The organism is Nocardioides panacisoli (assembly GCF_019448235.1).
Taxonomy (GTDB): Bacteria; Actinomycetota; Actinomycetes; order Propionibacteriales; family Nocardioidaceae; genus Nocardioides; species Nocardioides panacisoli_A.
The window spans coordinates 202,207-226,119 of the sequence record NZ_CP080409.1 but is presented as its reverse complement, the minus strand read 5'-3'; the positions used below and the strand labels follow the sequence as shown (position 1 = coordinate 226,119).

The 23,913-nt window shown below is 72.3% G+C and carries 23 protein-coding genes and 3 tRNA genes; 11 read left to right on the top strand and 15 right to left on the bottom strand.

The genetic code is table 11. From position 1 onward, the window contains the following. Positions 1 to 34: 34 nt before the first annotated feature. The 3 genes from KUV85_RS01170 (at position 35) to KUV85_RS01160 (ending at position 3,047) form a co-directional block, all read left to right on the top strand. Entirely contained in the window at positions 35 to 1,441 is a 1,407-nt protein-coding gene (locus tag KUV85_RS01170; RefSeq protein ID WP_219961391.1) for an aminopeptidase P family protein, read from the top strand. Positions 1,442 to 1,520: 79 nt separating this feature from the next. Further along, positions 1,521 to 2,906 (top strand): NAD-dependent malic enzyme, encoded by a 1,386-nt coding sequence (locus KUV85_RS01165; RefSeq protein WP_237690176.1) that lies wholly within the window; start codon positions 1,521 to 1,523, stop codon positions 2,904 to 2,906. Between the two features lie 68 nt (positions 2,907 to 2,974). Then, positions 2,975 to 3,047 (top strand) — tRNA-Arg (locus KUV85_RS01160). A 1-nt stretch (position 3,048) separates the two neighbouring features. Here KUV85_RS01160 and KUV85_RS01155 read toward each other — a convergent pair. The 4 genes from KUV85_RS01155 to KUV85_RS01140 form a co-directional block, all read right to left on the bottom strand. Beyond that, positions 3,049 to 3,981 carry a glucosyl-3-phosphoglycerate synthase gene (locus KUV85_RS01155; RefSeq protein WP_219961390.1) on the bottom strand — a complete coding sequence of 311 codons (933 nt, stop codon included), beginning with the start codon at positions 3,979 to 3,981 and terminating at the stop codon, positions 3,049 to 3,051. Position 3,982: 1 nt separating this feature from the next. Next, complete coding sequence (gene folP / locus KUV85_RS01150) at positions 3,983 to 4,885, bottom strand: dihydropteroate synthase (protein ID WP_219961389.1); 903 nt, start codon at positions 4,883 to 4,885, stop codon at positions 3,983 to 3,985. Positions 4,886 to 5,009: 124 nt separating this feature from the next. Beyond that, positions 5,010 to 5,723 (bottom strand): DsbA family protein, encoded by a 714-nt coding sequence (locus KUV85_RS01145; protein ID WP_219961388.1) that lies wholly within the window; start codon positions 5,721 to 5,723, stop codon positions 5,010 to 5,012. Continuing rightward, positions 5,677 to 6,201: a MauE/DoxX family redox-associated membrane protein gene (locus tag KUV85_RS01140; protein WP_219961387.1), complete on the bottom strand. Its 525-nt coding sequence runs from the start codon at positions 6,199 to 6,201 to the stop codon at positions 5,677 to 5,679. Before KUV85_RS01140 ends, KUV85_RS01145 begins: the two co-directional genes overlap by 47 nt. Before the next feature lie 85 nt (positions 6,202 to 6,286). Between KUV85_RS01140 and orn the strand changes: the two genes are divergently transcribed. From orn to KUV85_RS01125, 3 genes are all read left to right on the top strand, one after another. Next, entirely contained in the window at positions 6,287 to 6,925 is a 639-nt protein-coding gene (gene orn / locus KUV85_RS01135) for an oligoribonuclease (protein WP_219961386.1), read from the top strand. Positions 6,926 to 6,967: 42 nt separating this feature from the next. Beyond that, a tRNA-His gene (locus KUV85_RS01130) sits at positions 6,968 to 7,043 on the top strand. A 99-nt stretch (positions 7,044 to 7,142) separates the two neighbouring features. Next, the gene (locus tag KUV85_RS01125; protein ID WP_219961385.1) at positions 7,143 to 8,015 is read left to right on the top strand and encodes a helix-turn-helix domain-containing GNAT family N-acetyltransferase; all 873 of its coding nucleotides are present in this window, start codon (positions 7,143 to 7,145) and stop codon (positions 8,013 to 8,015) included. Between the two features lie 19 nt (positions 8,016 to 8,034). Here KUV85_RS01125 and fahA read toward each other — a convergent pair whose 3' ends face one another. Genes fahA through hppD form a run of 3 tightly spaced genes read right to left on the bottom strand, consistent with a single transcriptional unit; the run spans position 8,035 to position 11,643 of the window. Continuing rightward, a complete protein-coding gene (fahA, locus tag KUV85_RS01120) occupies positions 8,035 to 9,225 on the bottom strand; it encodes a fumarylacetoacetase (RefSeq protein ID WP_219961384.1) in 1,191 nt (396 codons plus the stop codon). Next, entirely contained in the window at positions 9,222 to 10,436 is a 1,215-nt protein-coding gene (locus KUV85_RS01115; RefSeq protein ID WP_219961383.1) for a homogentisate 1,2-dioxygenase, read from the bottom strand. Before KUV85_RS01115 ends, fahA begins: the two co-directional genes overlap by 4 nt. Before the next feature lie 10 nt (positions 10,437 to 10,446). After that, positions 10,447 to 11,643 carry a 4-hydroxyphenylpyruvate dioxygenase gene (hppD, locus tag KUV85_RS01110; RefSeq protein WP_219961382.1) on the bottom strand — a complete coding sequence of 399 codons (1,197 nt, stop codon included), beginning with the start codon at positions 11,641 to 11,643 and terminating at the stop codon, positions 10,447 to 10,449. A gap of 147 nt (positions 11,644 to 11,790) precedes the next feature. Between hppD and KUV85_RS01105 the strand changes: the two genes are divergently transcribed. From KUV85_RS01105 to KUV85_RS01095, 3 genes are all read left to right on the top strand, one after another. Continuing rightward, positions 11,791 to 12,303: an Lrp/AsnC family transcriptional regulator gene (locus KUV85_RS01105; protein ID WP_219961381.1), complete on the top strand. Its 513-nt coding sequence runs from the start codon at positions 11,791 to 11,793 to the stop codon at positions 12,301 to 12,303. 45 nt (positions 12,304 to 12,348) lie between these two features. Continuing rightward, positions 12,349 to 13,914, top strand: a complete 1,566-nt coding sequence (locus KUV85_RS01100) for an alanine/glycine:cation symporter family protein (RefSeq protein ID WP_219961380.1) — start codon at positions 12,349 to 12,351, stop codon at positions 13,912 to 13,914. Between the two features lie 86 nt (positions 13,915 to 14,000). After that, positions 14,001 to 15,056 (top strand): S66 family peptidase, encoded by a 1,056-nt coding sequence (locus KUV85_RS01095; RefSeq protein WP_219961379.1) that lies wholly within the window; start codon positions 14,001 to 14,003, stop codon positions 15,054 to 15,056. A gap of 15 nt (positions 15,057 to 15,071) precedes the next feature. Here KUV85_RS01095 and KUV85_RS01090 read toward each other — a convergent pair whose 3' ends face one another. Next, the gene (locus KUV85_RS01090; protein WP_219961378.1) at positions 15,072 to 16,019 is read right to left on the bottom strand and encodes a pirin family protein; all 948 of its coding nucleotides are present in this window, start codon (positions 16,017 to 16,019) and stop codon (positions 15,072 to 15,074) included. A gap of 105 nt (positions 16,020 to 16,124) precedes the next feature. Here KUV85_RS01090 and KUV85_RS01085 point away from each other — a divergent pair, with 105 nt between their 5' ends. Both KUV85_RS01085 and KUV85_RS01080 read left to right on the top strand, forming a co-directional pair. Next, the gene (locus KUV85_RS01085) at positions 16,125 to 17,678 is read left to right on the top strand and encodes a phytoene desaturase family protein (RefSeq protein WP_219961377.1); all 1,554 of its coding nucleotides are present in this window, start codon (positions 16,125 to 16,127) and stop codon (positions 17,676 to 17,678) included. Between the two features lie 69 nt (positions 17,679 to 17,747). Then, positions 17,748 to 17,821: transfer RNA gene (locus tag KUV85_RS01080), tRNA-Lys, on the top strand. 57 nt (positions 17,822 to 17,878) lie between these two features. On the opposite strand, the gene KUV85_RS01075 is transcribed toward KUV85_RS01080, so the two are convergent. From KUV85_RS01075 to KUV85_RS01045, 7 genes are all read right to left on the bottom strand, one after another. Beyond that, on the bottom strand, positions 17,879 to 18,598 hold the full coding sequence (locus KUV85_RS01075) for a class I SAM-dependent methyltransferase (RefSeq protein WP_219961376.1): 720 nt from the start codon (positions 18,596 to 18,598) through the stop codon (positions 17,879 to 17,881). Further along, complete coding sequence (locus KUV85_RS01070) at positions 18,595 to 19,377, bottom strand: ABC transporter ATP-binding protein (protein WP_219961375.1); 783 nt, start codon at positions 19,375 to 19,377, stop codon at positions 18,595 to 18,597. The genes KUV85_RS01075 and KUV85_RS01070 overlap by 4 nt, the downstream gene beginning before the upstream one ends. Beyond that, entirely contained in the window at positions 19,374 to 20,360 is a 987-nt protein-coding gene (locus tag KUV85_RS01065; RefSeq protein WP_219961374.1) for an ABC transporter substrate-binding protein, read from the bottom strand. The genes KUV85_RS01070 and KUV85_RS01065 overlap by 4 nt, the downstream gene beginning before the upstream one ends. 14 nt (positions 20,361 to 20,374) lie before the next feature. Next, positions 20,375 to 21,385, bottom strand: coding sequence for a FecCD family ABC transporter permease (locus KUV85_RS01060; protein WP_425299392.1), 1,011 nt, complete (start codon positions 21,383 to 21,385; stop codon positions 20,375 to 20,377). 181 nt (positions 21,386 to 21,566) lie between these two features. Continuing rightward, complete coding sequence (locus KUV85_RS01055; protein WP_219961372.1) at positions 21,567 to 22,565, bottom strand: WYL domain-containing protein; 999 nt, start codon at positions 22,563 to 22,565, stop codon at positions 21,567 to 21,569. A 10-nt stretch (positions 22,566 to 22,575) separates the two neighbouring features. Continuing rightward, positions 22,576 to 23,466, bottom strand: a complete 891-nt coding sequence (locus tag KUV85_RS01050) for a helix-turn-helix transcriptional regulator (RefSeq protein ID WP_219961371.1) — start codon at positions 23,464 to 23,466, stop codon at positions 22,576 to 22,578. A gap of 113 nt (positions 23,467 to 23,579) precedes the next feature. Then, positions 23,580 to 23,912 carry a GroES family chaperonin gene (locus tag KUV85_RS01045; RefSeq protein ID WP_219961370.1) on the bottom strand — a complete coding sequence of 111 codons (333 nt, stop codon included), beginning with the start codon at positions 23,910 to 23,912 and terminating at the stop codon, positions 23,580 to 23,582. Position 23,913: the final 1 nt, after the last annotated feature.

Sequence of the window (23,913 nt, the reverse complement as noted above, 5' to 3'; positions counted from 1 at the left end):
GCTCGGAGATGGTTTCCCGACGTAGGCTGGGCGCGTGAGCGACGACACTCCCCGCACCGAACAGCACGACCCGGCGGTCCCCACGGCGTACGCCACGTTCATGCGCACCGGGTGGGCCGACACCGAGCGGGACCTCCCGGAGCTGCCCGTGGCGCGCCATGCCGCGGCACGGCGCGAGCGGCTCGCCGCGATGTTCCCCGGGGAGCGGCTGGTCCTGCCGGCCGGCACCTTCAAGGTGCGCGCCCACGACACCGACTACCGCTTCCGTCCCGACACCGCCCACACCTACTTCTCGGGCAACCAGACCACCGACGCCGTGCTGGTCATCGAGCCGGACGGCTCCTCGGTCCTCTTCGCCCGGCCGCGGTCGGGACGTGACAGCGACGAGTTCTTCCGCGACCGTCAGTACGGCGCCCTGTGGGCCGGCGAGCGGCCCTCGCTGCGCGAGCTCTCGCAGTCCTTGGCCCTCGAGGTGCGCCACCTCGAGGAGCTGCCCCGGACCCTGGAGCGCGGCGACAAGACCCGGGTGCACCGCGGCATCTCGGCCGACGTCGACCGCCTCGTGTCCCCCGACGACTCCCAGGACGCCGACCTGGCCCGTGTCGTGTCGGAGATGCGCCTCGTCAAGGACGAGTGGGAGCTCGGCGAGCTCGCGGCGGCCTGCGACGCGACCGTGCTGGGCTTCGAGGATGCCGTCCGCGAGTGGGACCGCGTGCAGCAGTACGGCGAGCGCTGGCTCGAGGGCACCTTCTTCCGCCGGGCGCGGGCGATGGGCAACGACATCGGCTACGACTCGATCTGTGCCGCAGGCCCCCACGCCACCACGCTGCACTGGATCGACAACACCGGTCCGGTCGAGCCGGGACAGCTGGTGCTGTGCGACATGGGCGTGGAGGGCACGAACCTCTACACCGCCGACGTCACGCGCACCATGCCGGTCACCGGCCGCTTCACCCCGCTGCAGCGCGACCTCTACACGTTGGTCTTCGACGCCCAGGAGGCCGCGATGGCCGCGCTGGCGCCGGGCCAGCCGTTCCTGGCCGGGCACGACGCGGCGATGCGGGTGCTCGCGCACGGACTGGCCGACCTCGACCTGCTCCCGGTCAGCGCCGAGGAGGCGCTCGACCCGGACTCCCGGGTCTACGCCCGCTGGACGCTGCACGGCACCTCCCACATGCTCGGCATGGACGTGCACGACTGCGGTGCGGCGGCGCCGGACTCCTACCGCGAGGGCACCCTGGCGAAGGACATGGTGCTCACCGTCGAGCCCGGGCTCTACTTCCAGGCCGAGGACCTGCTGGTACCCGAGGAGCTGCGCGGCATCGGCATCCGGATCGAGGACGACGTCGTGGTGACCGAGGACGGCATCCGCAACCTCTCGGCAGCGCTGCCGCGTGACGTGGCGGGCGTCGAGGAGTGGATGGGTCGCCACCTGCCCTGACACCGCGCCGGACCGGCCACGGCGTGACGAGCCCACCGTGACTTCCCAGTAACCGGCTCCGCGCGGGATAGTGCTCGCAATGAGCAAGAAGACCGCCACCGCCTCGTCCTACTCGATCACCATGCGGCTGTACGCGCCGCCGGACCACGGTGTCGTGGGGCAGGTGGCCACGGCGATCTCGGAGTCCGGTGGCGTCGTCACCGCGATCGACGTCGCCGACTCCAGCCACGAGCGGCTCGTCGTCGACGTGACGTGCTCGGCGGCGGACTCCGACCACGCCGGCGAGCTCCAGGAGGTCGTCGCCGGCGTACCCGGCGTGGAGGTCCACAAGGTCAGTGACCGGACCTTCCTGATCCACCTGGGCGGCAAGCTGGAGGTCAGCTCGAAGGTGCCGCTCAAGACGCGCGACGACCTCTCGTTGGCCTACACCCCCGGGGTGGGCCGCGTGTCGACCGCGCTGGCGGCCAACCCCGACGACATCCCGCGGCTGACCAGCAAGGGCAACGCGGTCGCGGTGGTGACCGACGGGTCCGCCGTCCTCGGACTGGGCAACATCGGCCCCGGCGCCGCCCTCCCGGTCATGGAGGGCAAGGCCGCCCTGTTCAAGCGCTTCGGTGGCATCAACGCCTGGCCGATCTGCCTGGACACCCAGGACACCGACGAGATCGTGCGCGTGGTGGAGATGATCGCCCCCGGCTTCGGCGGCATCAACCTGGAGGACATCGCGGCGCCGCGCTGCTTCGAGGTCGAGGAGCAGCTGCAGGAGCGGCTCGACATCCCGGTCTTCCACGACGACCAGCACGGCACCGCGATCGTCGTCCTCGCGGGCCTCATCAACGCGCTCCGGGTGGTGGACAAGCAGCTCGAGGACGTGCGGGCGGTCGTCGCCGGCGCGGGCGCTGCGGGCACGGCGATCGTGCGGCTGCTGCTCGCTGCCGGTGTCCCCGACGTGGTGGTCTGCGACCGCAACGGCGCCCTGGTGGCCGGCGACGACTCCCTCTCCCCCGCGCACGCCGAGCTCGCCGCGGAGACCAATCCCCGGCGCGTCAGCGGCGACCTGCGCACCGCGCTCGCCGGTGCCGACGTCTTCGTCGGGGTGTCGGCGCCCGGTGTGCTCGACCCGGAGTGGATCACCGACATGGCCGAGGCACCCATCGTGTTCGCGATGGCCAACCCGGACCCGGAGGTCGACCCGGCCGCCGCTTCCCGGTACGCCGCCGTCGTGGCCTCGGGCCGTTCGGACTTCCCCAACCAGATCAACAACGTGCTGGCCTTCCCCGGCGTCTTCCGCGGGCTGCTCGACGCCCGGGCCTCCGACGTCACGATGGAGATGATGCTGCGCGCCGCCGACGCGATCGCCCACGTCGTCCGTGACGAGGAGCTCAACCCGAGCTTCATCATGCCCTCGGTCTTCCACCCCGACGTGCACAAGGCCGTCGCAGCCGCGATCGTCGGTCACGACTGAGGCCCCGACGCCGGGCGCCGCCGTCCGAATCGGTGGGGCGGCGCCGGCGATGGGATACTGGGGGACGCGCCTCCGTAGCTCAACGGATAGAGCATCCGGTTTCTACCCGGCTGGTTGCGGGTTCGATTCCTGCCGGAGGCACTCAGCCGCGTGCGGTCGCCGCGGCGACCTCGGCGAACGGCGGACGCTCCGTGGCCGGGACGGTCCGCTCGACCCACTGCCGGTCGCGCTGCATCCGCGGCAGCACGACCTCCTCGACCGCCGCGCCGCCGCGCCGCCGGTCGGCCACCGCGAGCAGCTCGGTGGCCATCGCCCCCAGGTCGTGCAGGTGCTGGTGGCGATGGGCGCGGTTGCCGAGGTCGACCTGGGCGATGGCCTCGGTGCCGCGGCGTGAGGCCGTGTCGAGCAGCGTCGCAATCTCCACGCCGTAGCCGGTCGGCACGGGGAGGGAGGCGAAGTGGTCGCGGCGCACGGCCCACTCCCCCGCCAACGGCTGTACGACGGCCGCGAGCTCGGGACGGTGCAGCGCCAGCCAGGGGCGGGCCACGAGCTCGGTCACCCGTCCGCCCTCGACGGCGACGCCGGTGCCGAGGTCGAGCACCCGGTCGTAGAAGCCCTTCGCCAGCACGACCCCGGGGTCGGTGAGCAGCGGGCCGAGGAGTCCGGAGACGAAGTGGGTGCCCCAGTCGGTCAGGTCGGCGTCGATGAAGACCACGAGGTCGCCGGAGGTGACGAACAGCGACTTCCACAGCGCCTCGCCCTTGCCCGGGAGGACGCCGAGGTCGGGGCGGACGTCGGCGACCGAGTGGACGGTCGCGCCGGCCGACCGGGCGGCGTACGCCGTGTCGTCGGTGGACAGCGAGTCCATCACCACGACCTCGTCGACCAGGGGGATCGCGGTGACGAGGTCGTCGCGCACCTGTCGCACGACGTCGCCGACCGTCGACTCCTCGTCGCGGGCGGGGACGACCACGCTGACGCGCTGGTTCCCCTTGGCAGCGAGCAGGTCGGCTGTTGGCCAGTCGCTCGCGCGCGAGGTGCGCCGGTCGAACCAGGCGCGGGCCGCGGGGTCCACCTCAGGCGCTCGGCCGCTCGTGCCGGATCTCGTCGGGCAGCAGGTAGTCCGGATCGATCTCCCGGCGCCCCTCGAGCAGGTCGACGGTGGCGATCACGTCGCGGGCGGCGGCGACGTCGTGCACCCGCACGATGTTGCCCGGCGTGGCGGCGAAGTGGGCGATGGCGGCATGGGTCGCGGCGTCGCGGCCACGGGGCGAACGGCCGGTGACGGCGCCGAGGAAGTCCTTGCGGGACAGGGCGAGCAGCACCGGTCGCCCCAGCGCGCGGACCTCGGCGATGCGACGCAGGACGGCGACGGTCTGGTGCGGGGTCTTGGTGAAGTCGGGACCGGGGTCGAGCACGATCGACTCCGCGGGCACGCCGCGGTCGACGGCGGCGGCCATGCGGTCACCGAGGAACGCGACGACCTCGCCGGCGACGTCGTCGTAGAGGTCGCGTTGCTGGAGCCGGGTCAGTGGCGCGGCGGCGGTGTGCATCAGCACCAGGCCGGCCCGGTGCCGGGCGACGATGTCGGCCAGTGCCGGGTCGCGGAGGCCGCTGACGTCGTTGAGGATCGCCGCCCCCGCCTCGAGCGCCGCCTCGGCGACGGTCGGCTTGTAGGTGTCGACGCTCACCAGGACCTCGGGGTGGTGGCGCTGGAGCCAGGCGACGATCGGGACGACCCGGTCCGCCTCCTGGCGGGCGTCGATCTCGGGCCGGTTGGTGATCGCGGACTGGCCGCCGACGTCGATGACGTCGGCACCGGCCGCCACGAGCTCCTGGCACCGCTCCAGCCGCTGGTCGAGTGAGGTGAAGCGCCCGCCGTCGGAGAAGGACTCCGGGCTCGCGTTGACGACCCCCATCACCCAGGTGCCCTCGACGGGTCGATCGGTGCCGCCGATGCGGAGGGTTGGCGCGCTCACCCGACCGAGCATACGAAAGCCGCGGTACGACGCCCCGGCGTGGCTCCGGCGCCGGACCGGCGCCGGTGCCGAGGATGGCGACGGCCCCGCGGAGGTATGAGCCCGCGGGGCCCGCAGCGTCGGACTACTCCTGGACCGCCGCGACGAGGTTCGCGCCGATCTCCTGCCAGGAGGAGCCGTCGTCGAAGGTCTCGCCGTCGAGCTGGACCGTCGGGGTGCCCTGGAGGCCGTCGGCGGCCGCCGCCTCGGTGGCCTCGGTGACCCAGTCCTCCTGCGCCATGTCCTCGATGCCACCACGGACCGCGCCCTCCTCGGCGCCGGACTCCACGGCCAGCTCCACCAGCTGGTCGTCGGCGAGTGGTGCGGAGGCCTGCTCGGCGAAGAGCGCGTCGTGGTACTCCTTGGCCACGTCGGGGCCCGACTCCTCCAGGACGACCTTGAACGCGTTGAGCGTCCGCACCGACTCCTCGCCGAGGAACGCCACGGGCCGGTAGTCGATGCGCACCGCGCCCTGGTCGGCCTGCTCGGCGAGGTCCTCGCCGGCCGCGGCCTCCAACGTGCCGCAGTGCGGGCAGAGGAAGTCCTCGTAGATGACCACGGTGTGGTCGGCCTCGTCAGGGCCGTATACGAAGCCGTACTCGCTCGCCCCGACGTCCGCGGGCTCGACGTCCTCCCGGTTCAACGCACTGATGAGCACGGCTCCGCCGACGATGAGCACCATGGCGCCGACGACGCCACCGATGGCCAGCAGGCGGCGCTTGCGCTCGCGTCGGGCCTGGGCGGCCTTGATCTCAGCGGCCTTCTCGGCTCGGCTCTGGGTCCGGGACTTCTTCGACATCAGCTTCCTCGTGGATGGATGGGAACAACAGGTTGTCCAACGCCCACCGGGTGCGCCGCAGCGCGACGACGTACGCCGACGCCGCCAGCAGCGCGACGTCGCGTGCGATCTCCCAGGGGTAGTTGGAGGCGGCGCCGGGCTCGGCACCACCGCCGCCGAAGCATCCGCAGTCGATCTCGATGCCACGCATCCAGACCGAGGCGATGCCGACGATGAAGGCGAGGAACAGCACCGCGGAGACGACGGCGGCGCCGCGGGTGAGGGCACCGACGACCAGCGCGATCCCGATGCCGAGCTCGAGGGCGGGCAGGACGAGCCCGACCGGCTCGACCAGGCTCCCGGGGAGCAGCTCGTAGGCACGCACGGCCTCCACGCTCGCCCGCGGGTCGGTGACCTTGAGTGCGCCGGCGACGATCCAGACGCCACCGGTCACCAGGCGGGCGAGCAGCCCCAGCCAGCCGTGTACCCCCGCGTTCATGATGGCCCGATCCTAGGCGCCCGGACTGAGGAATCCCTGAGCGCGGACGCGCACCGGATCCTGCCTCGACATAGGGTGGGGCGTCGTGAGTGACCGGCTGGTGTGGATCGACTGCGAGATGACGGGCCTGGACCTGGGGGCCGATGCCCTCATCGAGATCGCTGCGCTCGTCACCGACTTCGACCTCCGGGTGCTCGGTGAGGGCGTCGACGTGATCATCAAGCCGCCGGCGGAGGCGCTGGACCAGATGATCGACCTGGTGCGGGACATGCACACGACCTCGGGGCTGCTGGACGACCTGCACGCCGGCGTGACGCTGCAGGAGGCCGAGGAGCAGGTCTTGGCCTACCTGCGCGAGCACGTCGGCAAGGGCGCTCGTCCCCCACTCGCCGGCAACTCGGTCGCCACGGACCGCGGCTTCATCGCCCGCGACATGCCGGCGCTCGACGACTTCCTCCACTACCGCATCGTCGACGTCTCCTCGGTCAAGGAGCTCTCCCGTCGCTGGTACCCGCGGGCCTACTACAACTCCCCACCCAAGCGCGGCAACCACCGCGCCCTCGCCGACATCCAGGAGAGCATCGAGGAGCTGCGCTACTACCGCGAGGCGGTGTTCCAGCCCCAGCCCGGCCCCAGCAGCGACACGGCGAAGGCCCTGGCCGACCGCCACGGGGGCGCGATCACCGGACTGGGCGAGCAGGGCGACACCGATTCCGCGTCCTGACCACCATGCGTCTACACTCGTCCCGGCCCGCATGGGCCCACGGTGGGTGTAGCTCAGCTGGTAGAGCATCGCGTTGTGGTCGCGAGGGTCGCGGGTTCAAGCCCCGTCACTCACCCCAGCACGCCGAAGGCCGGCCTCCGCAGGAGGTCGGCCTTCGGCCTTTTTCGTGGCCGGTCCGTGCTTGCCGCTCTCCATTCCTCTGACTAGAGTCAGAGGAATGGAGAGCACCGCGGTCCTGCGCCGGTTCAACCGGACCTACACCCAGCGCATCGGGGTCCTGGAGGAGTCGTTCCTGGGCACCGGCCGACCGCTCGCGGTCAACCGCGTGCTGTTCGAGGTCGGCGCCGACGAGGGCACCACCGTCCGACGGCTCCGGGAGCACCTCGGCCTGGACTCGGGACACCTCTCCCGCCTGCTGCGTCGCCTGGAGGGCGACCGGCTCGTCAGCATCGGGCCGGACCCGGTCGACGCCCGGCGACGGGTCGTGCACCTCACCGCCGACGGTCGTGCTGCGGTCGAGGACCTGGACCGCCGGTCCGAGGACCTCGCGGTGGAGCTGCTCTCCCCACTGACCGAACGGCAGCGCACGCGGCTCTCCGAGGCCCTGGCCACCGCCGACCTGCTGGTGCGTGCCGCCACCGTCGAGCTCCGGACGGTCCCGCCCGATGACGCCGTCGCCCGCGAGGCGACCCGGCGCTACGTCGCCGAGCTCGCCGCACGCTTCCCCGCCGGGTTCGAGCCCGACGGCCCTGAGGCCGCCGAGCCGGGGGCGACGTACGTCGTCGCCACCAGCGGGGGCGCTCCCGTCGCCCACGGTGGGATCCGTCCGTTGCCGGACCTCCCGGGACGCACCGCGGAGCTGAAGCGCATGTGGGTCGACGCCGAGTGGCGGGGTGCCGGCCTGGGGGCGCGGATGCTGCGCCACCTCGAGGCACTGGCACAGCAGACCGGGCACGACCGGGTCGTCCTCGACACCAACGCGACCCTGACCGAGGCGATCGACCTCTACGAGCGGATGGGCTACCGGCGCACCGAGCGCTACAACGACAACCCCTACGCCGACCACTTCTTCGAACGCACCCTCCCGTGACGCCGTCGCGCGGACGACGTCAGCGCGCGGGCAGGATGCGGCCGCGGGCCTCGCCCAGTCCGAGCCGGCCGCCGTCGGTGGCCGGCGCGGTGGCGCGCAGCACCACCTCGTCGCCGTCCTCGAGGTAGGTCCGCGGCACCCCGTCGAGCACCAGCGGATCGGCGCCGTCCCAGGTGAGCTCGATGAGCGCCCCGCGCTCGGTGCGGGCCGGACCCGAGACGGTGCCCGAGGCGAACAGGTCCCCGGGCCGCGTCGGCGCGCCGTTCGCGGTCAGGTGGGCCAGCATCTGGGCCGGCGACCAGTACATCGCGGCGTACGGCGGGCGGCTGACGACCTCGTCGTTCCACACCACCTCGACCTCGACGTCGAGTCCCCACGGCTGCGGCATCGCCAGGTAGGGCAGCACCGGCGGGTCCTGCACCGGCGTCGCGACCCGGGCTGCGTCCAGTGCTGGCAGCGGCACGACCCACGGCGAGACCGTCGAGGCGAAGGACTTGCCGAGCATCGGTCCGAGCGGCACGTACTCCCAGGCCTGCAGGTCGCGGGCGGACCAGTCGTTGAACAGCACGACGCCGAACAGGTGTCGCTCGGCGTCGGCGACCGGGATCGGCTCCCCCGCCGCGCTGCCGGTGCCCACGACGAAGCCGAGCTCCGCCTCGAGGTCCAGTCGCTGGGACGGCCCGAACTCCGGCACCGGGGTGCCGCCGCGCGCACCCGCCGCCGGCAACCGCTGCCCCTGCGGCCGGACGATGTCGGTGCCCGAGACCACGATCGAGGCCGATCGGCCGTGGTAGCCCACGGGCAGGTGCTTCCAGTTGGGCTGCAGCGGGTCCGCGGCGTCGGGACGGAACAGGCGACCGAGGTTCGCCGCGTGGTGCTCGGAGGCGTAGAAGTCGACGTAGTCGGCCACCTCGAACGGGAGGTGCAGCGTGACGGCGTCGTGGTCGTGCAGCGCGGCCTCGGGTACGTCGTCCTCGAGCGCGTCCCTGATCGCGGCGCGCACGGCGACCCACCGGTCGTGGCCCTGGGCCAGGAACGGGTTGAGCGAGGGCGCCGCGAAGACGTCGTCACCGAGGAGCAGCGCGAGGTCGACGACGTGGTCGCCGTACCGGGTCGCCACCCGCGGCGCGGCGCCGTCGACCGAGTAGACCCCGTAGGGCAGGTTGGCCGCACCGAAGAGGGATCCGGACGGCACCTCCGGACGCGTCATCGCGACGTGCCGTCGGCTCCGGCGTCCTGCGACCAGGACCGCAGGTAGACGCCGTCATCGCTGGCGCGGCCGGCCTCGCCGAGCTCGAGTGGCCGGAAGGTGTCGACCATGACGGCGAGCTCGTCGAACCGCTCGACGCCGAGGCTGGCCTCGATGGCGCTCGGCTGCGGACCGTGGGAGTGCCCCCCGGGGTGCAGCGTGATCGAGCCCCTGCCGATGCCCGACCCCTTGCGCGCCTCGTAGTCGCCGGCGACGTAGAACATGACCTCGTCGGAGTCGACGTTGGAGTGGTAGTACGGCACCGGCACCGACAGCGGGTGGTAGTCGACCTTGCGCGGCACGAAGTTGCACACCACGAAGTTGTGCCCCTCGAAGACCTGGTGGACCGGCGGCGGCTGATGGACCCGGCCGGTGATCGGCTCGAAGTCGTCGACGTTGAAGACGTAGGGGTAGAGGCACCCGTCCCAGCCCACGACGTCGAACGGGTGCTGGGGCACCACGTGGACGGTCCCGGCCAACCCACCCCCGCTGCCGCGGTGCTTGATGAGCACCTCGACCTCGGTGTCCTCGACCACGCGCGGCGCGTCGGGCAGCCGCAGGTCCCGCTCGCAGTACGGCGCGTGCTCGAGGAACTGGCCGTAGCGCGAGAGGTACCGCTTGGGTGGCGCGATGTGGCTGTTGCCCTCGATGGCGTAGAGCCGCATCGGCTCCCCGCCCGTCGGCACCCAGCGATGGGTGGTGGCACGCGGCAGGACGACGTAGTCACCGGGGCCGGCCGTGAGGTCGCCGAACACCGTCTCCACCACGCCGTGGCCAGCCTCCACGAAGACGCACTCGTCGCCCACCGCGTTGCGGTACAGCGGCGAAGCGGCGCCGGCGAGGACGTAGCTGATGCGCACGTCGGCGTTGCCGAGCACGAGACGGCGGCCCGTCACGGCGTCCCGCTGTGATGCCTCGTCGGCCCCGAACAGGTCGTGCAGCCGCAGGTGGCGCGGCGCCAGCGGCCAGTTCGGCGTCGTGGTGAGGTCGGGCAGCTCCCAGGGACGGGCCTCGAGCATCGCCGAGGGGACGTGGCGGTGGTAGAGCAGCGAGGAGTCCGAGGAGAACCCCTCCTCCCCCATCAGCTCCTCGTAGCGCAACCGGCCGTCGTCGTCACGGAACTGCGTGTGCCGCTTCGGCGGCACCGCGCCACTGCAGTGGTAGTGGGCCATGGCCTGCTCCTCAGGTATTACCCCGACGCTCCTGCTCGCGCTCGATGGCCTCGAAGAGCGCCTTGAAGTTGCCGATGCCGAACCCGAGCGACCCGTGCCGCTCGATGAACTCGAAGAAGACCGTGGGGCGGTCCCCCAACGGCTTGGTGAAGATCTGGAGCAGGTAGCCGTCCTCGTCGCGGTCGACCAGGATCCCGCGCCGCTGGAGCTCCTCGATGGGGACGCGCACCTCGCCGATGCGGGCCCGCAGCTCGGGGTCCTCGTAGTAGGAGTCCGGCACCTGGAGGAACTCGATGCCGCGCGCACGCATCGTGTCGACGGCGGTGAGGATGTCGTTGGTCGCCAGCGCGAGGTGCTGCACGCCGGGGCTGCGGTAGAAGTCGAGGTACTCCTCGATCTGTGACTTGCGCTTGCCGACCGCGGGCTCGTTGAGCGGGAACTTCACGCGGTGGTTGCCGTTGGCCACGACCTTCGACATCAGGGCGGAGTACTCGGTGGCGATGTCGTCGCCCACGAACTCGGCCATGTTCGCGAACCCCATGACGCGGCGGTAGAAGTCGACCCACTCATCCATCCGCCCCAGCTCGACGTTGCCCACGACGTGGTCGAGGGCCTGGAAGAGCCGCTTCGGGTCCCCGGGCGATGGCTGGTGGCCGGAGCTGCGCTCGACGTAGCCGGGGAAATAGGGGCCGTCGTAGCGGGACCGGTCGACCAGCGTGTGGCGGGTCTCGCCGTAGGTGGCGATCGCGGCGAGCCGGATGGTGCCGTGCTCGTCGGTGACCTCGTGCGGCTCCTCGAGGACCTCCGCCCCCGCCCGGCGCGCGTGCTCGATGCAGCGGTCGACGTCGGGCACCTCCAGCGCGACGTCGACCACGCCGTCGCCGTGGCGGGCCTGGTGGGCGATGAGCGGGCTGTCGGGGTCGACGCCACCCTTGATGACGAACCGCACGGCGCCACTGACCAGGACGTACGCCGCGTGGTCGCGGTTGCCGGTCTCCGGTCCCGAGTAGGCGACCAGCCGCATGCCCAGGGCGCTGATGAAGAAGTGCGCCGCCTGCTTGGCGTTGCCCACCGCCCACACGACGGCATCCCACCCGGTCACCGGGAAGGGGTCGGTGGCGTCGTCATACTCCACCAGGCCGACGAGCTGCTTGAGCTGGTCGAGGTCGAGGTGGGCGAGCTTCTCTTCGTGCGTCAGCAGGCTCATGCAGGGACCCTTTCGTCGTGTGGTGCCGCTCACATCCCACCGCCCGCGACCACACCTCGGCAACCTGACCGTTGATCACTCGACATCCTGTGCACCCTGCGCGTCTTCTGGTGCCGCGAACTACACAGATCGACTACCCTGAGTCCAATGGCGACCGGTCACGACCTCGACGAGCTCGACCTCGCACTGCTCTCGGCCCTCACCGAGCACCCGCGGGTCGGCGACATGGAGCTCTCCCGGCTCACCCATGTCGCGCGGGCCACCGTGCAGAGCCGGCTGCGCCGACTCCAGGACGCCGGGATCATCGCCGACTGGGGACCGACCGTGGACCCGGTCGCCGCCGGGTTCCCGGTGCGGGCGATGGTGACGCTGCACATCGCCCAGGGAGCACTCGACGAGGTCGCCCGCGACCTGGCCGCGATCCCCTACGTGCTCGAGGCCTACGTGACCACCGGCGAGTACGACGTCCTGTGCCAGGTGGCGACGCCCTCGCACGAGGAGCTGCAGGCGACGCTGGTGCGCATCGACCAGTCCGCGACGGTGGTCCGGTCGGTCAGCGTGGTGGTCCTCTCCACCCTGGTCCCCCCACGCGTGCTCCCCTTGCTGCACACTGTGTCACCGGAATTGACAGGCCGGGCCCCGGCGTACCGGCGCCGCTGACCGCGGGGACTTGTCTCCCGGGGCCCCATGCGATTGGGTGACGTGATGCCGATCACACAAACATTGTTCGCAGGCACCTCACTGGGGGCCGCCGAAGCCGAGGAGAACTCCGGCTGGCTGGCAGACCTGGAGAGCGCCATCAGCAGCGGCTTCGAGCCGGTCGCCACCGCGGTCGCCGACGTCGTCTTCTTCACCGTGCCGATCGCGGGCGTCGACGTCCCGCTCGTCGCGCTGTGGCTGGTGGCCGCAGCATTCATCTTCACCGTCTACTTCGGCGGGATCCAGTTCCGCTCCTTCCCGACCTCGATGGCCCTGGTGCGCGGGAAGTACTCCCGCGCCAGCGACCCCGGCGAGGTCACCCACTTCCAGGCGTTGGCGTCGGCGGTGTCCGGCACGGTCGGCCTGGGCAACATCGCCGGTGTCGCCGTCGCGGTCACCGTGGGTGGACCGGGTGCGACGTTCTGGATGGTCCTGGCCGGACTCCTCGGCATGTGTACCAAGTTCGTGGAGTGCACGCTGGGCGTGAAGTACCGCGAGGTGCACGAGGACGGCACCGTCACCGGCGGACCGTTCCGCTACATGCCGGTCGCCTTCGAGCGCTTCGGCAGCGTCGTCAGCAAGGGCGCGGTCGGCTTCTTCGCCGTCGCCCTGATCCTCTTCGGCGCCCTGGGCGGCAACGCCTTCCAGGCCAACCAGACCTACTCCCAGGCCGTCGAGGTCACCGGTGGCGAGAGCGGGTTCCTCGGCTCCGACGCGGCGTCGCTGATCTTCGGCCTGGTCCTCGCCGCCCTCGTCGGCATCGTGATCATCGGCGGGGTCCGGTCGATCGCCCGGGTCACCAGCAAGCTGGTCCCCGTGATGGCCGTGATCTACATCGCTGCGTGCCTGCTGGTCATCCTGATCAACGTCACCGAGGTGCCCGCCGCCTTCGGCTCGATCATCTCCGGCGCCTTCAACCCCGAGGGCATCACCGGTGGTGTCATCGGTGTGCTGATCATCGGCTTCCAGCGCGCGGCCTTCTCCAACGAGGCCGGCCTCGGCTCCGCGCCGATCGTGCACTCCGCGGTCAAGACGAAGAACCCGGTCAGCGAGGGCTTCGTGGCCCTGCTCGAGCCCTTCATCGACACCGTGATCGTGTGCACGATGACCGCGCTCACCATCGTGATCGCGGCCGATGCCACCGACTACAACGACCTCATCGGTCAGGGGATCAGCAACGACACCGGCGTGGTCCTGACCTCGCAGTCCTTCGAGACCGTGCTCCCCGGCTTCGAGAACGTCCTCGCGCTGGCCGTGGCGCTGTTCGCCTTCTCGACCCTGATCACCTGGTCCTACTACACGCTGCGGGCCTGGACCACGCTCGTGGGCAAGACCAAGGGCCGGGAGAACTTCTTCAAGGCGCTGTTCTGCTTCTTCACCGTGGTCGGTGCCGTGGTCGACCTGGGGTCGGTGCTCACCTTCGCCGACTCGATGCTCTTCCTCTGCGCGATCTTCAACCTGCTGGCCTGCTACCTGCTGCTGCCGAAGGTCAAGGAGGAGATCGTCAAGTGGCGCCAGGGCATCAAGGACGGTTCGATCGCCGAGGTTCCCGTCGAGGAACGCGCGAGCTGACCGCCTGAACACACCCCAGACGCCCCCGCCGGGCCGCCCGACCGCAGGGCGCGACCGGCGGGGGCGTCGTCTGGTGTGATGGGGTCATGGCCCGCCCCCCGACCACCGCGCCGAAGGCGCGCCCGGGCGACCGCGTCGCGATCGTGTCGCCGTCGTTCGCCGCCCCGGCCGTGGCGCCCGCGGTGCACGACCAGGCACTGCGTCGCCTGCGGGACCTGACGGGTCTCGAGCCGGTCGAGTACCCGACCACGCGGCGGCTCGACGCCTCCCCCGAGGACCGGGCGGCGGACCTCAATGCCGCGTTCGCCGACCCCGACATCCGTGCCGTCCTCGCCACCATCGGCGGCGAGGACCAGATCACCGTGGTTCCGCACCTGGACCCGGACGTCGCACGGGCCGACCCCAAGCCGTTCCTCGGCTACAGCGACAACACCAACGTGCTGTCGTGGCTGTGGGAACAGGGTGTGCGCGGCTTCTACGGCGGCTCGACCCAGGTCCATCTCGGCGCCGGCCCCGGCGTCGATCCCTGCCACGCCGACTCCCTGCGCGCCGCCCTCCTCACCGGCGGGCGGCTCGAGGTGACCGACCCGGGCGTGTCCGAGGACTTCGGACGCGACTGGGCAGACCCGGCAGCCCTCTCCGAGTACGGCGACCGGCGTCCCACCGAGCCGTGGACGTGGGCCGGGCCGGCGCGAGCGGTCACGGGGCCCACGTGGGGCGGCTGCATCGAGGTGTTGCAGTGGATCCTGACCGCCGGACGCTTCCCCGCCGACCCGGCGGTGCTCGGCGGGGGCGTGCTGCTGCTGGAGAGCAGTGAAGAGCTCATCCCCGCCCGCGAGTTCGGCTGGATCCTGCGCGCCCTCGGCGAGCGGGGCCTGCTCTCGGCCGTCGACGCCGTGCTCGTCGCCCGCGCTGCGTCAGCCAACCTCGACCAGGCGGTGCTGCCCAGCGAGGCCGAGCGGGCCGCCCACCGCGAGGCCCAGCGCGACGTCGCACTGGAGACCATCGCGCGCTACAACCCCACCGCGGTGGTGTGCGTCGGCGTACCATTCGGTCACACCAGACCCCAGTGGATCCTCCCCTACGGCGGCTCGGTCACCGTGGACGGAGCGGCCCGTCGAGTCCTCGCCGACTACGGCTGAGGACCGAGCGCGGGGTCAGGCCGGGATGTGCCCGAACCGCCCCTTCTGGAAGTCCTCGTAGGCCTCGAGCACCTCGGCCTTGGTGTTCATCACGAACGGGCCGGCCCACGCGATCGCATCGCGGATGGGCTCGCCGCCGACGACGATGACGTCCATCTTCGGCGACCGGCTCTCCTGGCGCTGGTCGGCGGCCAGCGTGAGGTAGTCCCCCGCACCGAGCGCGGCGGACTGGCCCATCCGGATCGGCTGGCGGTCGATGCCGACCGTGCCGGCCCCGTTGAGCACGTAGACGAGCGCGTTGAAGTCGACCTGCCAGGGCAGCTCCAGCTGGGCGCCCGGCTCGAGGGTCGCGTGCACCATGGTCATCGGGGTGTGCGTCGACCCCGGTCCGACGTGGCCGTCGACGTCGCCGGCGATCACCCGCACCAGGGCGCCGCCGTCGGGCGTGGTGACCAGGCCGACCTCGCCGGACCGGATGTCCTGGTAGCGCGGGTCGGTGCGCTTGTCCGAGCGTGGCAGGTTCACCCAGAGCTGGACGCCGTGGAACAGGCCGCCGGAGGTGACCAACCACTCCGGCGGGGTCTCGATGTGGAGGATGCCGCTGCCGGCGGTCATCCACTGGGTGTCGCCGTCGGTGATCGACCCGCCACCGCCGTGGGAGTCGGTGTGCCCCATGACGCCGTCGATCATGTAGGTGACCGTCTCGAAGCCGCGGTGCGGGTGCCACGGCGTGCCCTTGGGCTCACCGGGCGCGTACTCCACCTCCCCCATCTGGTCCATCATGATGAACGGGTCGAGGTCGCGCAGGTCGAGGCCGGCGAAGGCGCGGCGCACCGGGAAGCCCTCGCCCTCATAGCCCTGCGGGGCGGTGCTGACCTGCTTGACCGGACGTGGCTGGTCCCCCAGGCCGGGCGCGCTGATGCGCGGCAGGACGGTCAGGTCGTCGACGGTGATCGCGGGCACGAGGGCCACCTCCCGGTTGCGGAACACATTTGGTTTCCGCGTCAACCATAGCGCGCCCGCCGCCATTCCCGACACCACGCGGGCCGCCGTGACTAGAGTCCGGACATGTCCTCGGGCACCTACGACACCGTCATCGTCGGCGGCGGCCACAACGGGCTGACCGCGGCGGCGTACCTCGCCCGCGCGGGCCAGTCCGTGCTGGTCCTCGAACGCAAGGACGTCGTGGGCGGCGCCGCCGTCTCCGAGGCGGCCTTCCCGGGCGTCGATGCGCGGCTCTCCCGCTACTCCTACCTCGTCTCCCTGCTCCCCGAGCAGGTCGTCGACGACCTCGACCTGGACCTGCGCCTCGTCTCGCGGGCCACGGCCTCCTACACCCCCGTCGTCCGCGGCGGCACCCCGACGGGGCTCTTCGTCGAGCACGAGGAGGGAGCGGCGACATGGGCCTCGTTCCGCGCGCTCACCGGCGGCGACGCGGAGTACGCCGCGTGGTGCGACTTCTACGACGAGGTGGCGCAGCTCGCCCGCGTCGTCGCCCCGAGCCTGCTGGGCCCGCTGCCGACGGCCGCGAGCCTGCGCAACGAGGTCCCGGAGACCATCTGGCGCGACCTCGTGGAGCGGCCCCTCGGCGAGGCGATCGAACGACGCTTCGCCGACGACACGGTGCGCGGCGTCGTGGCCACCGACGCACTCATCGGCACCTTCGCCTCACTGCACGACCCGTCACTGGTGCAGAACCGCTGCTTCCTCTACCACCTGATCGGCAACGGCACCGGCGAGTGGCGCGTGCCCGTCGGCGGCATGGGCGCGGTCACCGACGCCCTCGCACGCGCCGCGACCGACGCCGGCGCGCGGATCGAGACCGGCGTCGAGGTGACCGGCATCCGCGCCGAGCCCGGCGCCACGGAGGTGCACTGGGACGGCGGGAGCGCCGTCGCGTGCCGGGTCCTGGCCAACATCGCACCCACGGTGCTCCGGCGGCTGCTCGGCGCACCGGAGGGCCCGGCACCCGAGGGCGCCCAGCTCAAGATCAACCTGCTGCTCTCCCGGCTGCCGCGCCTGCGCTCCGGCGTCGACCCCGAGCAGGCCTTTGCCGGCACGCTGCACCTCGGCGAGGACTACTCCCAGCTCGGTGCGGCGTACGACGCAGCGGCCGCCGGTCGGCTCCCCGACCCGATGCCGGGCGAGGTCTACTGCCACTCCCTGAGCGACCCGAGCATCCTGGGCGACGTGCCACCCGGCACCCACACGCTGACCTACTTCGGGCTGCACACGCCCGCCTCGCTGTTCGCCGCGGATCCCGCGGCCACCAAGGACGAGGCCGTACGCCGCGCCCTCGCCGCGCTCGACGAGCACCTGCTGGACCCGATCGAGTCCTGCCTGGCGCGCGACGCCGCCGGGAACCCGTGCCTGGAGGCGAAGGTGCCCCAGGACGTCGAGGCCGACCTCGGCATGCCGGGCGGCCACATCTTCCACGGCGACCTGGGGTGGCCGTGGCTCGCCGACGACGTCGATCCGGCCGACCTGGACACCCCGGCGGCGCGCTGGGGCGTGGCGACCGAGATCGGCTCGGTGCTGATGTGCGGGTCCGGATCGCAGCGCGGTGGTGCGGTCTCCGGGCTGGGCGGCTACCACGCCGCGCGGGCAGTGCTGGAGGGGTGAGCAGTGCCACCGCACCTCGATTTCCCGGCCGCGTCGCCCGCTGGTAATCTACTTCTCGCTTCACCACGGGCGCCATTAGCTCAATCGGTTAGAGCATCTGACTCTTAATCAGAGGGTTCGGGGTTCGAGTCCCTGATGGCGTACATCACGCGAAGGGCCGGGACACGATCGTGTCCCGGCCCTTCGTCGTTCCCCATCGCTCAGGCACTCGCCCGCACCAGGAACTGCAGCCGCACCTCGTGACCGGGCGCGGCGCCGTACTCCCGGTCGAGCTCGAGGATGCGCGTCAGCGGGGTGACGGTCACGCCACGGAATCCGGCGGCTGCAACCACGTCCGCGGTGTCGCCGATGCTGCGCGACGGGGCCAGCGGCAGCGCGGACCGCACCTCGTCGTCGTACCACCGCACGAAGTCGTCAGTGGTGTCGGCGTCGAGGCCGTCGGGGAACCAGGTCGAGTCGACCAGAGCGAGGGTGCCGCCGGGCCGGAGCAGGCGGCGCCAGTTCGCCAGTGCGGTGACCGGGTCGCGCAGCGTCCACATCACGTAGCGGTTGACGACCGCGTCGAACGCGCCGTCGTTGAAGTCGGGGGCGACCGCGTCGCCGTGCCGGAACCGCGGGACGCGTGTGCCGTCGCCGGCGTGCTGGCGGGCCCGCTCCAGCATCCCGGCGGCGCGGTCGGTGGCGGTGACGTCGTGACCGAGCGCGGCGAGCCGGAACGCGACGTAGCCACTCCCGGTGCCCACGTCGAGGACCGTGGCCGGCGCCGGCGGCAGCGCCTCGGCCCACACGTCCTCCCACGCGGCATCGTTGAGCGGGAGGCGGTCGGGACGGCGCTGGTGGTCGTCGTAGGACGCCGCGCGATCGCTCCAGTAGCGGTCGATGCGGTCCTGGACGGTGAGCGCCTGGTCGGTCGTGGTCATGTGGTGGCTCCTTGCGGGTCGTGCAGGGGACGGAACAGCAGCTGCACCTGCTGGTCGACACTCGTGCGTCGGACGCCGATGCCATAGACGGACTCGAGCAACGCGGGCTCCAGCACCTCCTCGGGCGTGCCGGCGGCGACGACCCTGCCGCCGTCGAGCAGGACGAGGTCGTCGCAGTAGCGCGCCGCCAGGTTGAGGTCGTGCAGCACCACGACGGCACTCGTCGCCACGCTCCGGACCAGTCCGAGGACGTCGTGCTGGAAACGGATGTCGAGGTGGTTGGTCGGCTCGTCGAGCAGCAGGAACGCCGACTCCTGGGCCAGGGCGCGGGCGACCAGCACCCGCTGACGCTCGCCGCCGGACAGCTCGCCGAACCCGCGGGACCGGAGGTGCTCCGCGCCGACCCGGGCGAGCGCCTCGTCGGCGACGGCGTGGTCGTGGACGCCGGCACGGCCGAAGGTGCCCAGGCGCGGGAGCCGACCCAGCAGCACCATCTCGCGCACCGTCAGCACCGACTCGCCACCGGCCTCCTGCACGACGACCGCCAGGCGACGCGCCACCTCGCGGGCCGAGAGCCGCGCCAGCGGCTCCTCCCCCACGTGCACCGTCCCCCGGTCCGGCCGCAGCGACCCGTGCAACATGCGCAGCACGGTCGTCTTCCCGCTGCCGTTGGGGCCGAGGAGACCCAGCACCCGCCCCGGGCGCGCGACCAGCGACACCTCGGAGACGACCGGGTCGCGTAGCCCGTAGGCGTAGGTGAGGGCGGACGCGGTGATCATGCGCCGTCCCCGAACCGTTCCCGCACCATGGCCAGGCCCTCCACCGACAGCGGCGTGGGAGGCTCGACGTAGTTGAACAGCAACGGCATCAGTTCGCCGTCGCGGACCGCCGTCATCCGGCCGGCCCCGGGGAGCCGGGTCACGGCGTCGACGACCTCGTCCGGGTCGCCGGCGCTGTGCAGCAGGACCAGGACGTCGGGGTCCCTGCCGACCAGCTCCTCCGCCGTCACCTCGAAGACGCGCTCGTCGGTGTCGGCGTACACGTTCTCGAAGCCGGCGGCCTCGAGCACCGGGTGCGCCATGCTGCGGCTGCCGTAGGCGTAGGTCACGCCGCCCCCGACCGTCGGGTAGAGGACCGCGGCCGTCCGCTCCTCCCCCTCGGTGCCGGCGGAGAGCTCCTCGAGGCGGTCGTCGAGCTCGGCGACCGCCTGGTCGGCCTCGGCGCGGCGGTCGAAGACCTCGCCGTACGCCCGGAGCTGGGACCGCACGTCGTCGAAGCCCGGGTCCTCGATCCCGGCCGCGCACATCGCCGGCTCCTCCAGGAGCGGTACGTCGACCGCGGCCAGCGTGTCGCGACTGAGGTTGTCCACCTCGCCGAGCACGAGGTCGGGCTGCTGGTCGATCACCACCTCCTTGGAGATCTGGAGGTGGCCGGAGGTGTCGGTCTCGCTCGTGAGCGCCGGGACCTCCTCGAGGGCCGCCCACGTGGCGTCGTCGTAGTAGTCGCGGGGGTACTCCCCCGCCCGGGCGACCACCCGGTCGAGCACGCCCAGGCGCGACAGGAACGGCACGGCCGCACTCTTGAGCAGCACGACCCTCTCCGGCGCAGCCTCCAGTCGTACGTCGGCACCACAGTTCTCCAGGACCAGCGGGTAGCCGTCGGCCGACGACGTCGACTCCTCCGCCTCACCCGGGGCGACCAGGCCGCACGCGGACAGGCCCAGCAGCGTGAGCAGGGCGATCAGGGGACGGGCAGGGCACATGCGGGACTCCTCGGTCACGGGGCGGCGACGTGCAGGCGGCGGACGAGCAAGAGCAGGAAGGGCGCCCCGAGTACGGCGGTGATGATCCCGATCGGGATCTCCTGCGGGGCGAGGACGGTGCGGGCCAGGACGTCGGCCCACAGCAGCAGCACGGCTCCCATGAGGGCGGCCACGGGCACCGTCCAGCGATGCGCCGCCCCGACCGCACGGCGCGCGAGATGGGGCACGACGAGGCCGACGAAGCCGATGCTCCCGGCGGCCGAGACCACCACGGCGATGCACAGGGCGACGACCACGAGCAGCAGCATCCGGAACCGCTCCGGCGGCACCCCCAGGCTGAGCGCGGTCTCGTCGCCGATGGCGAGGGCGTCCAGGCGTGGCCCTGCGGCCGTGAGCACCGCCACGGTGAGGACGACCACCGTCGCGGCGACCAGCAGCGACGCGCCCCACTCCGCGAGGGCGAGGGAGCCGAGCAACCAGAACATGACCGACCGGGCCCCCTCCGCGGAGTCGGAGGCGAAGATCAGGAAGCTGGTGACCGCCTGGAGCGCGTAGCCGACCGCGACGCCGGCCAGCAGCAGCCGGACCGAGGTGACGCGACCGCCGCTGCGGGCGATGGCGTAGACGAGGACGGACGCGGCGAGCGCGCCGAGGAACGCACTCCCGGCCAGCGCGTGCTCCCCGAGGCCGAGCGTCACCCCGAAGAGGATGGCGGCCGCCGCACCGGTCGAGGCGCCGGAGTTGACGCCGAGGAGGTAGGGGTCGGCGAGCAGGTTGCGCACCATCGCCTGCAACGCCAGCCCGGCGACGGCGAGACCGGCGCCGACGGTGACGGCGAGCACCACGCGCGGCAGCCGCACCTGCCAGACGATGGCGTCGCGGGGTGCGCTCCAGGCCTGCTGCTCGGGCACCAGGAAGAGGTGGTGCCCCAGCACCTCCACGACCGTGCCGAACCCGATCGCGACCGCACCGAGCGCCGTGGCGGCGACGGCGGAGAGCCCCAAGGCGAGCGTCAGCCCGAGCACCCAGCGCGCTCCCCGTGCGTCACCACGCGAGGAGTCGACGCGCCCGGGTCGGCCCGGCGCCCGCACAGCCACCGCCACTTGTTGCACCTTGTTCGTTGTTGCAGATCGTTTGCAACAACACTATCGGCACCTCACCACCGACTGCGACCGCCCCACCGTCCCCCGCCGGGCCGCACCGGCCTCAGCCGGTGACGCGGTGGTGGACCAGCAGCTCCTCGGCGAGCACCACCCCGGCGTGGCGCAGGTCCGCGGGCTCCCGCACGAAGCTGTCCGGACCGGCAGCGAGCAGCAGCATGCCGACGCGCCGCTCCAGCGGCTCCAGGCACTCCAGCTCGAGCTCGACGTCGTCCTCGTCGGCGCGCACGACCGTGACGTTCTCGGCGTACATGTCCGCCGCCCACCGGGCGTGGTGCGGCAGGACCACCGTCACCGTCGACGTCGCCCGCTGCTCGGCGAGGCGCTGCGGCAGGTCGTCGGGCAGGACGAACTGCTCCTCGAGCACCTCGAACTCGCGCACGCCGGAGAGCAGGTAGGTCCGCAGCGAGCCATCGGGATCCGGCGGACCGGCGTCGACCTCCCAGCCGCGGCGGGTCTGCACCAGCCGGTAGGGGTGGATCACCCGCGGGGGCGTCACCGCGTGGTCCCACGCCCGCGAGTAGACGACGCGCACCGCATTGCGCTGGCGCTGTGCGGTCTGCAGCGGGCGCAGCGCACGGTTCCACCGGGCCGCGGTCGGCTCCGGGCCGGCCTCGCGCCCGACCATGGTCTCGGTGAGCACGTCGATGGCGGCGGCGAGGTCCTCGTCGGGCTCGATGTCGTGCAGCGCGGACGCCGCGGTGTAGACCAGTGCGAGCTCGGAGGCGTCGACGTACTGCACGCCCAGCTCGTCGGCCGGGTGCTCGTCGACCACGCGGACGACCTCGGCCTGGTGGGGGTCGGCCTCGGCACCGTCGTCGCCGAGGAACTCCAGCACCGGCGGCCGGAAGAGCCCCAGCAGCGGGTCACCCTCCATCAGGTCGGCGCTGTAGAAGGCCAGCAGGTCCTCACGCAGCTCGTCGGCCGGCGCGCCGACCTCCTCGGCCAGCCGGGCCAGCGGTACGCCGGCCGGATGCGCCGAGAGCAGCTCGAACACCTCGGGCAGCCGGGCCACCCGGGCGGCGTACTGCGGTCCCTTGCTCATGCCTGCCCCCTCACCTCAGGTCCGCCCTCTCCTCGAGGTCGGCCACCACGTCGCGACGGATCTCCTCCGGCCCCTCCAGGACCACGCGCCGCCCCAGCTCGTAGAGCCGTGCCCGCAGCGCGGCACGGTTGGTGACGCGGTAGCGCAGCACCACCTCGCCGTCTGCGGTCTGCGTCCCGGCCGGCGGCCCGAGCCACCGGTGGACGTCGGGCTCGTAGTCGGGCGAGGTGCGCAGCGTGACGTCGACCGGCGGGTCGATCTCCCAGGTCATCGGGTGCAGGCCGACGTGGCGCGGCGCCGGCACCCGTCGCGCCGTGCCGGGGTCGTCGACGTCGACCTCGCCCATGCGGCCGACCACGAACGCCTTGACCAGGCCGTCCGCCGTGCCGTCCTCCTGGCCCCGGAGGTACCACTTGCCGTTCTGGGTGCGGACCGACTCCGGGTGCACCGCTCGCGCGCGGCCGTTGTAGTCGAACCGCAGCACCGACCGCAGCCGCACGGCACGCAGGACGGCGTCGAGACGCTCGTCGTACTGCGAGGTCGGCAGGCCGGCGGAGACGTCCGGAGCGTCGGGAGCCGCGGCACCGGCCAGGCCCAGCCGCTCGACCAGGTCGCCCCGGTCCGCCAGCAACGCGGCACGCTGCACGGCCCGCAGCTGCGGCGGGGTGAGGCGCACCCGCAACCGGTTGTCGATCGCGCGCATGCGGTAGCGCGCGGCCTCGCCACGGCCGGCGACGTTCTCGATCTGCCACCCCCGCGCGGTGAGGTGGCGGATGTCGCGCGCGAGCTGGTCCATCGCGCCGTCACCGCTGAAGCCGGCGACCTCGGCGAGCCGCGCACCGGGCACGCCCACGTCACCGTTGGCGCGCAGCACCGCGGCGATGCGCACCAGCCGCTCCATCGGAGCACGCTGGTCCCTACCGGGTCGGTTGACCACAGATCCCCCTCGTCGTCGACGCCTGGGGGCCAGTGTGGCGCATCGGGTCCAGCGCGTCGGGGACCTCGGGTGGGTCCCTACAGGTAGAGCCCGGTCGCCTCGTCGGCCAACCGGTCGGCGGCGACGGCGTGGACGTCGCGCTCGCGCATCACGACGTAGGTCTCGCCGTGGACCTCGACCTCGGCCTTGTCCTCGGGGTCGTAGAGGACCCGATCGTCGGCCTCGACGGCGCGGGCGTGCGGGCCGACGGCCACGACCGTGGACCACACCAGGCGGCGGCCGCCCATGGCGGCGGTGGCAGGGATGACGATCCCGCCGGAGGACTTGCGCTCGCCGGCCTCGGTGTCGGTCTCGCACAGGATCCGATCGTGGAGCATCTTGATCGGCGTCTTGTCCGGCGAGGCGGCCATG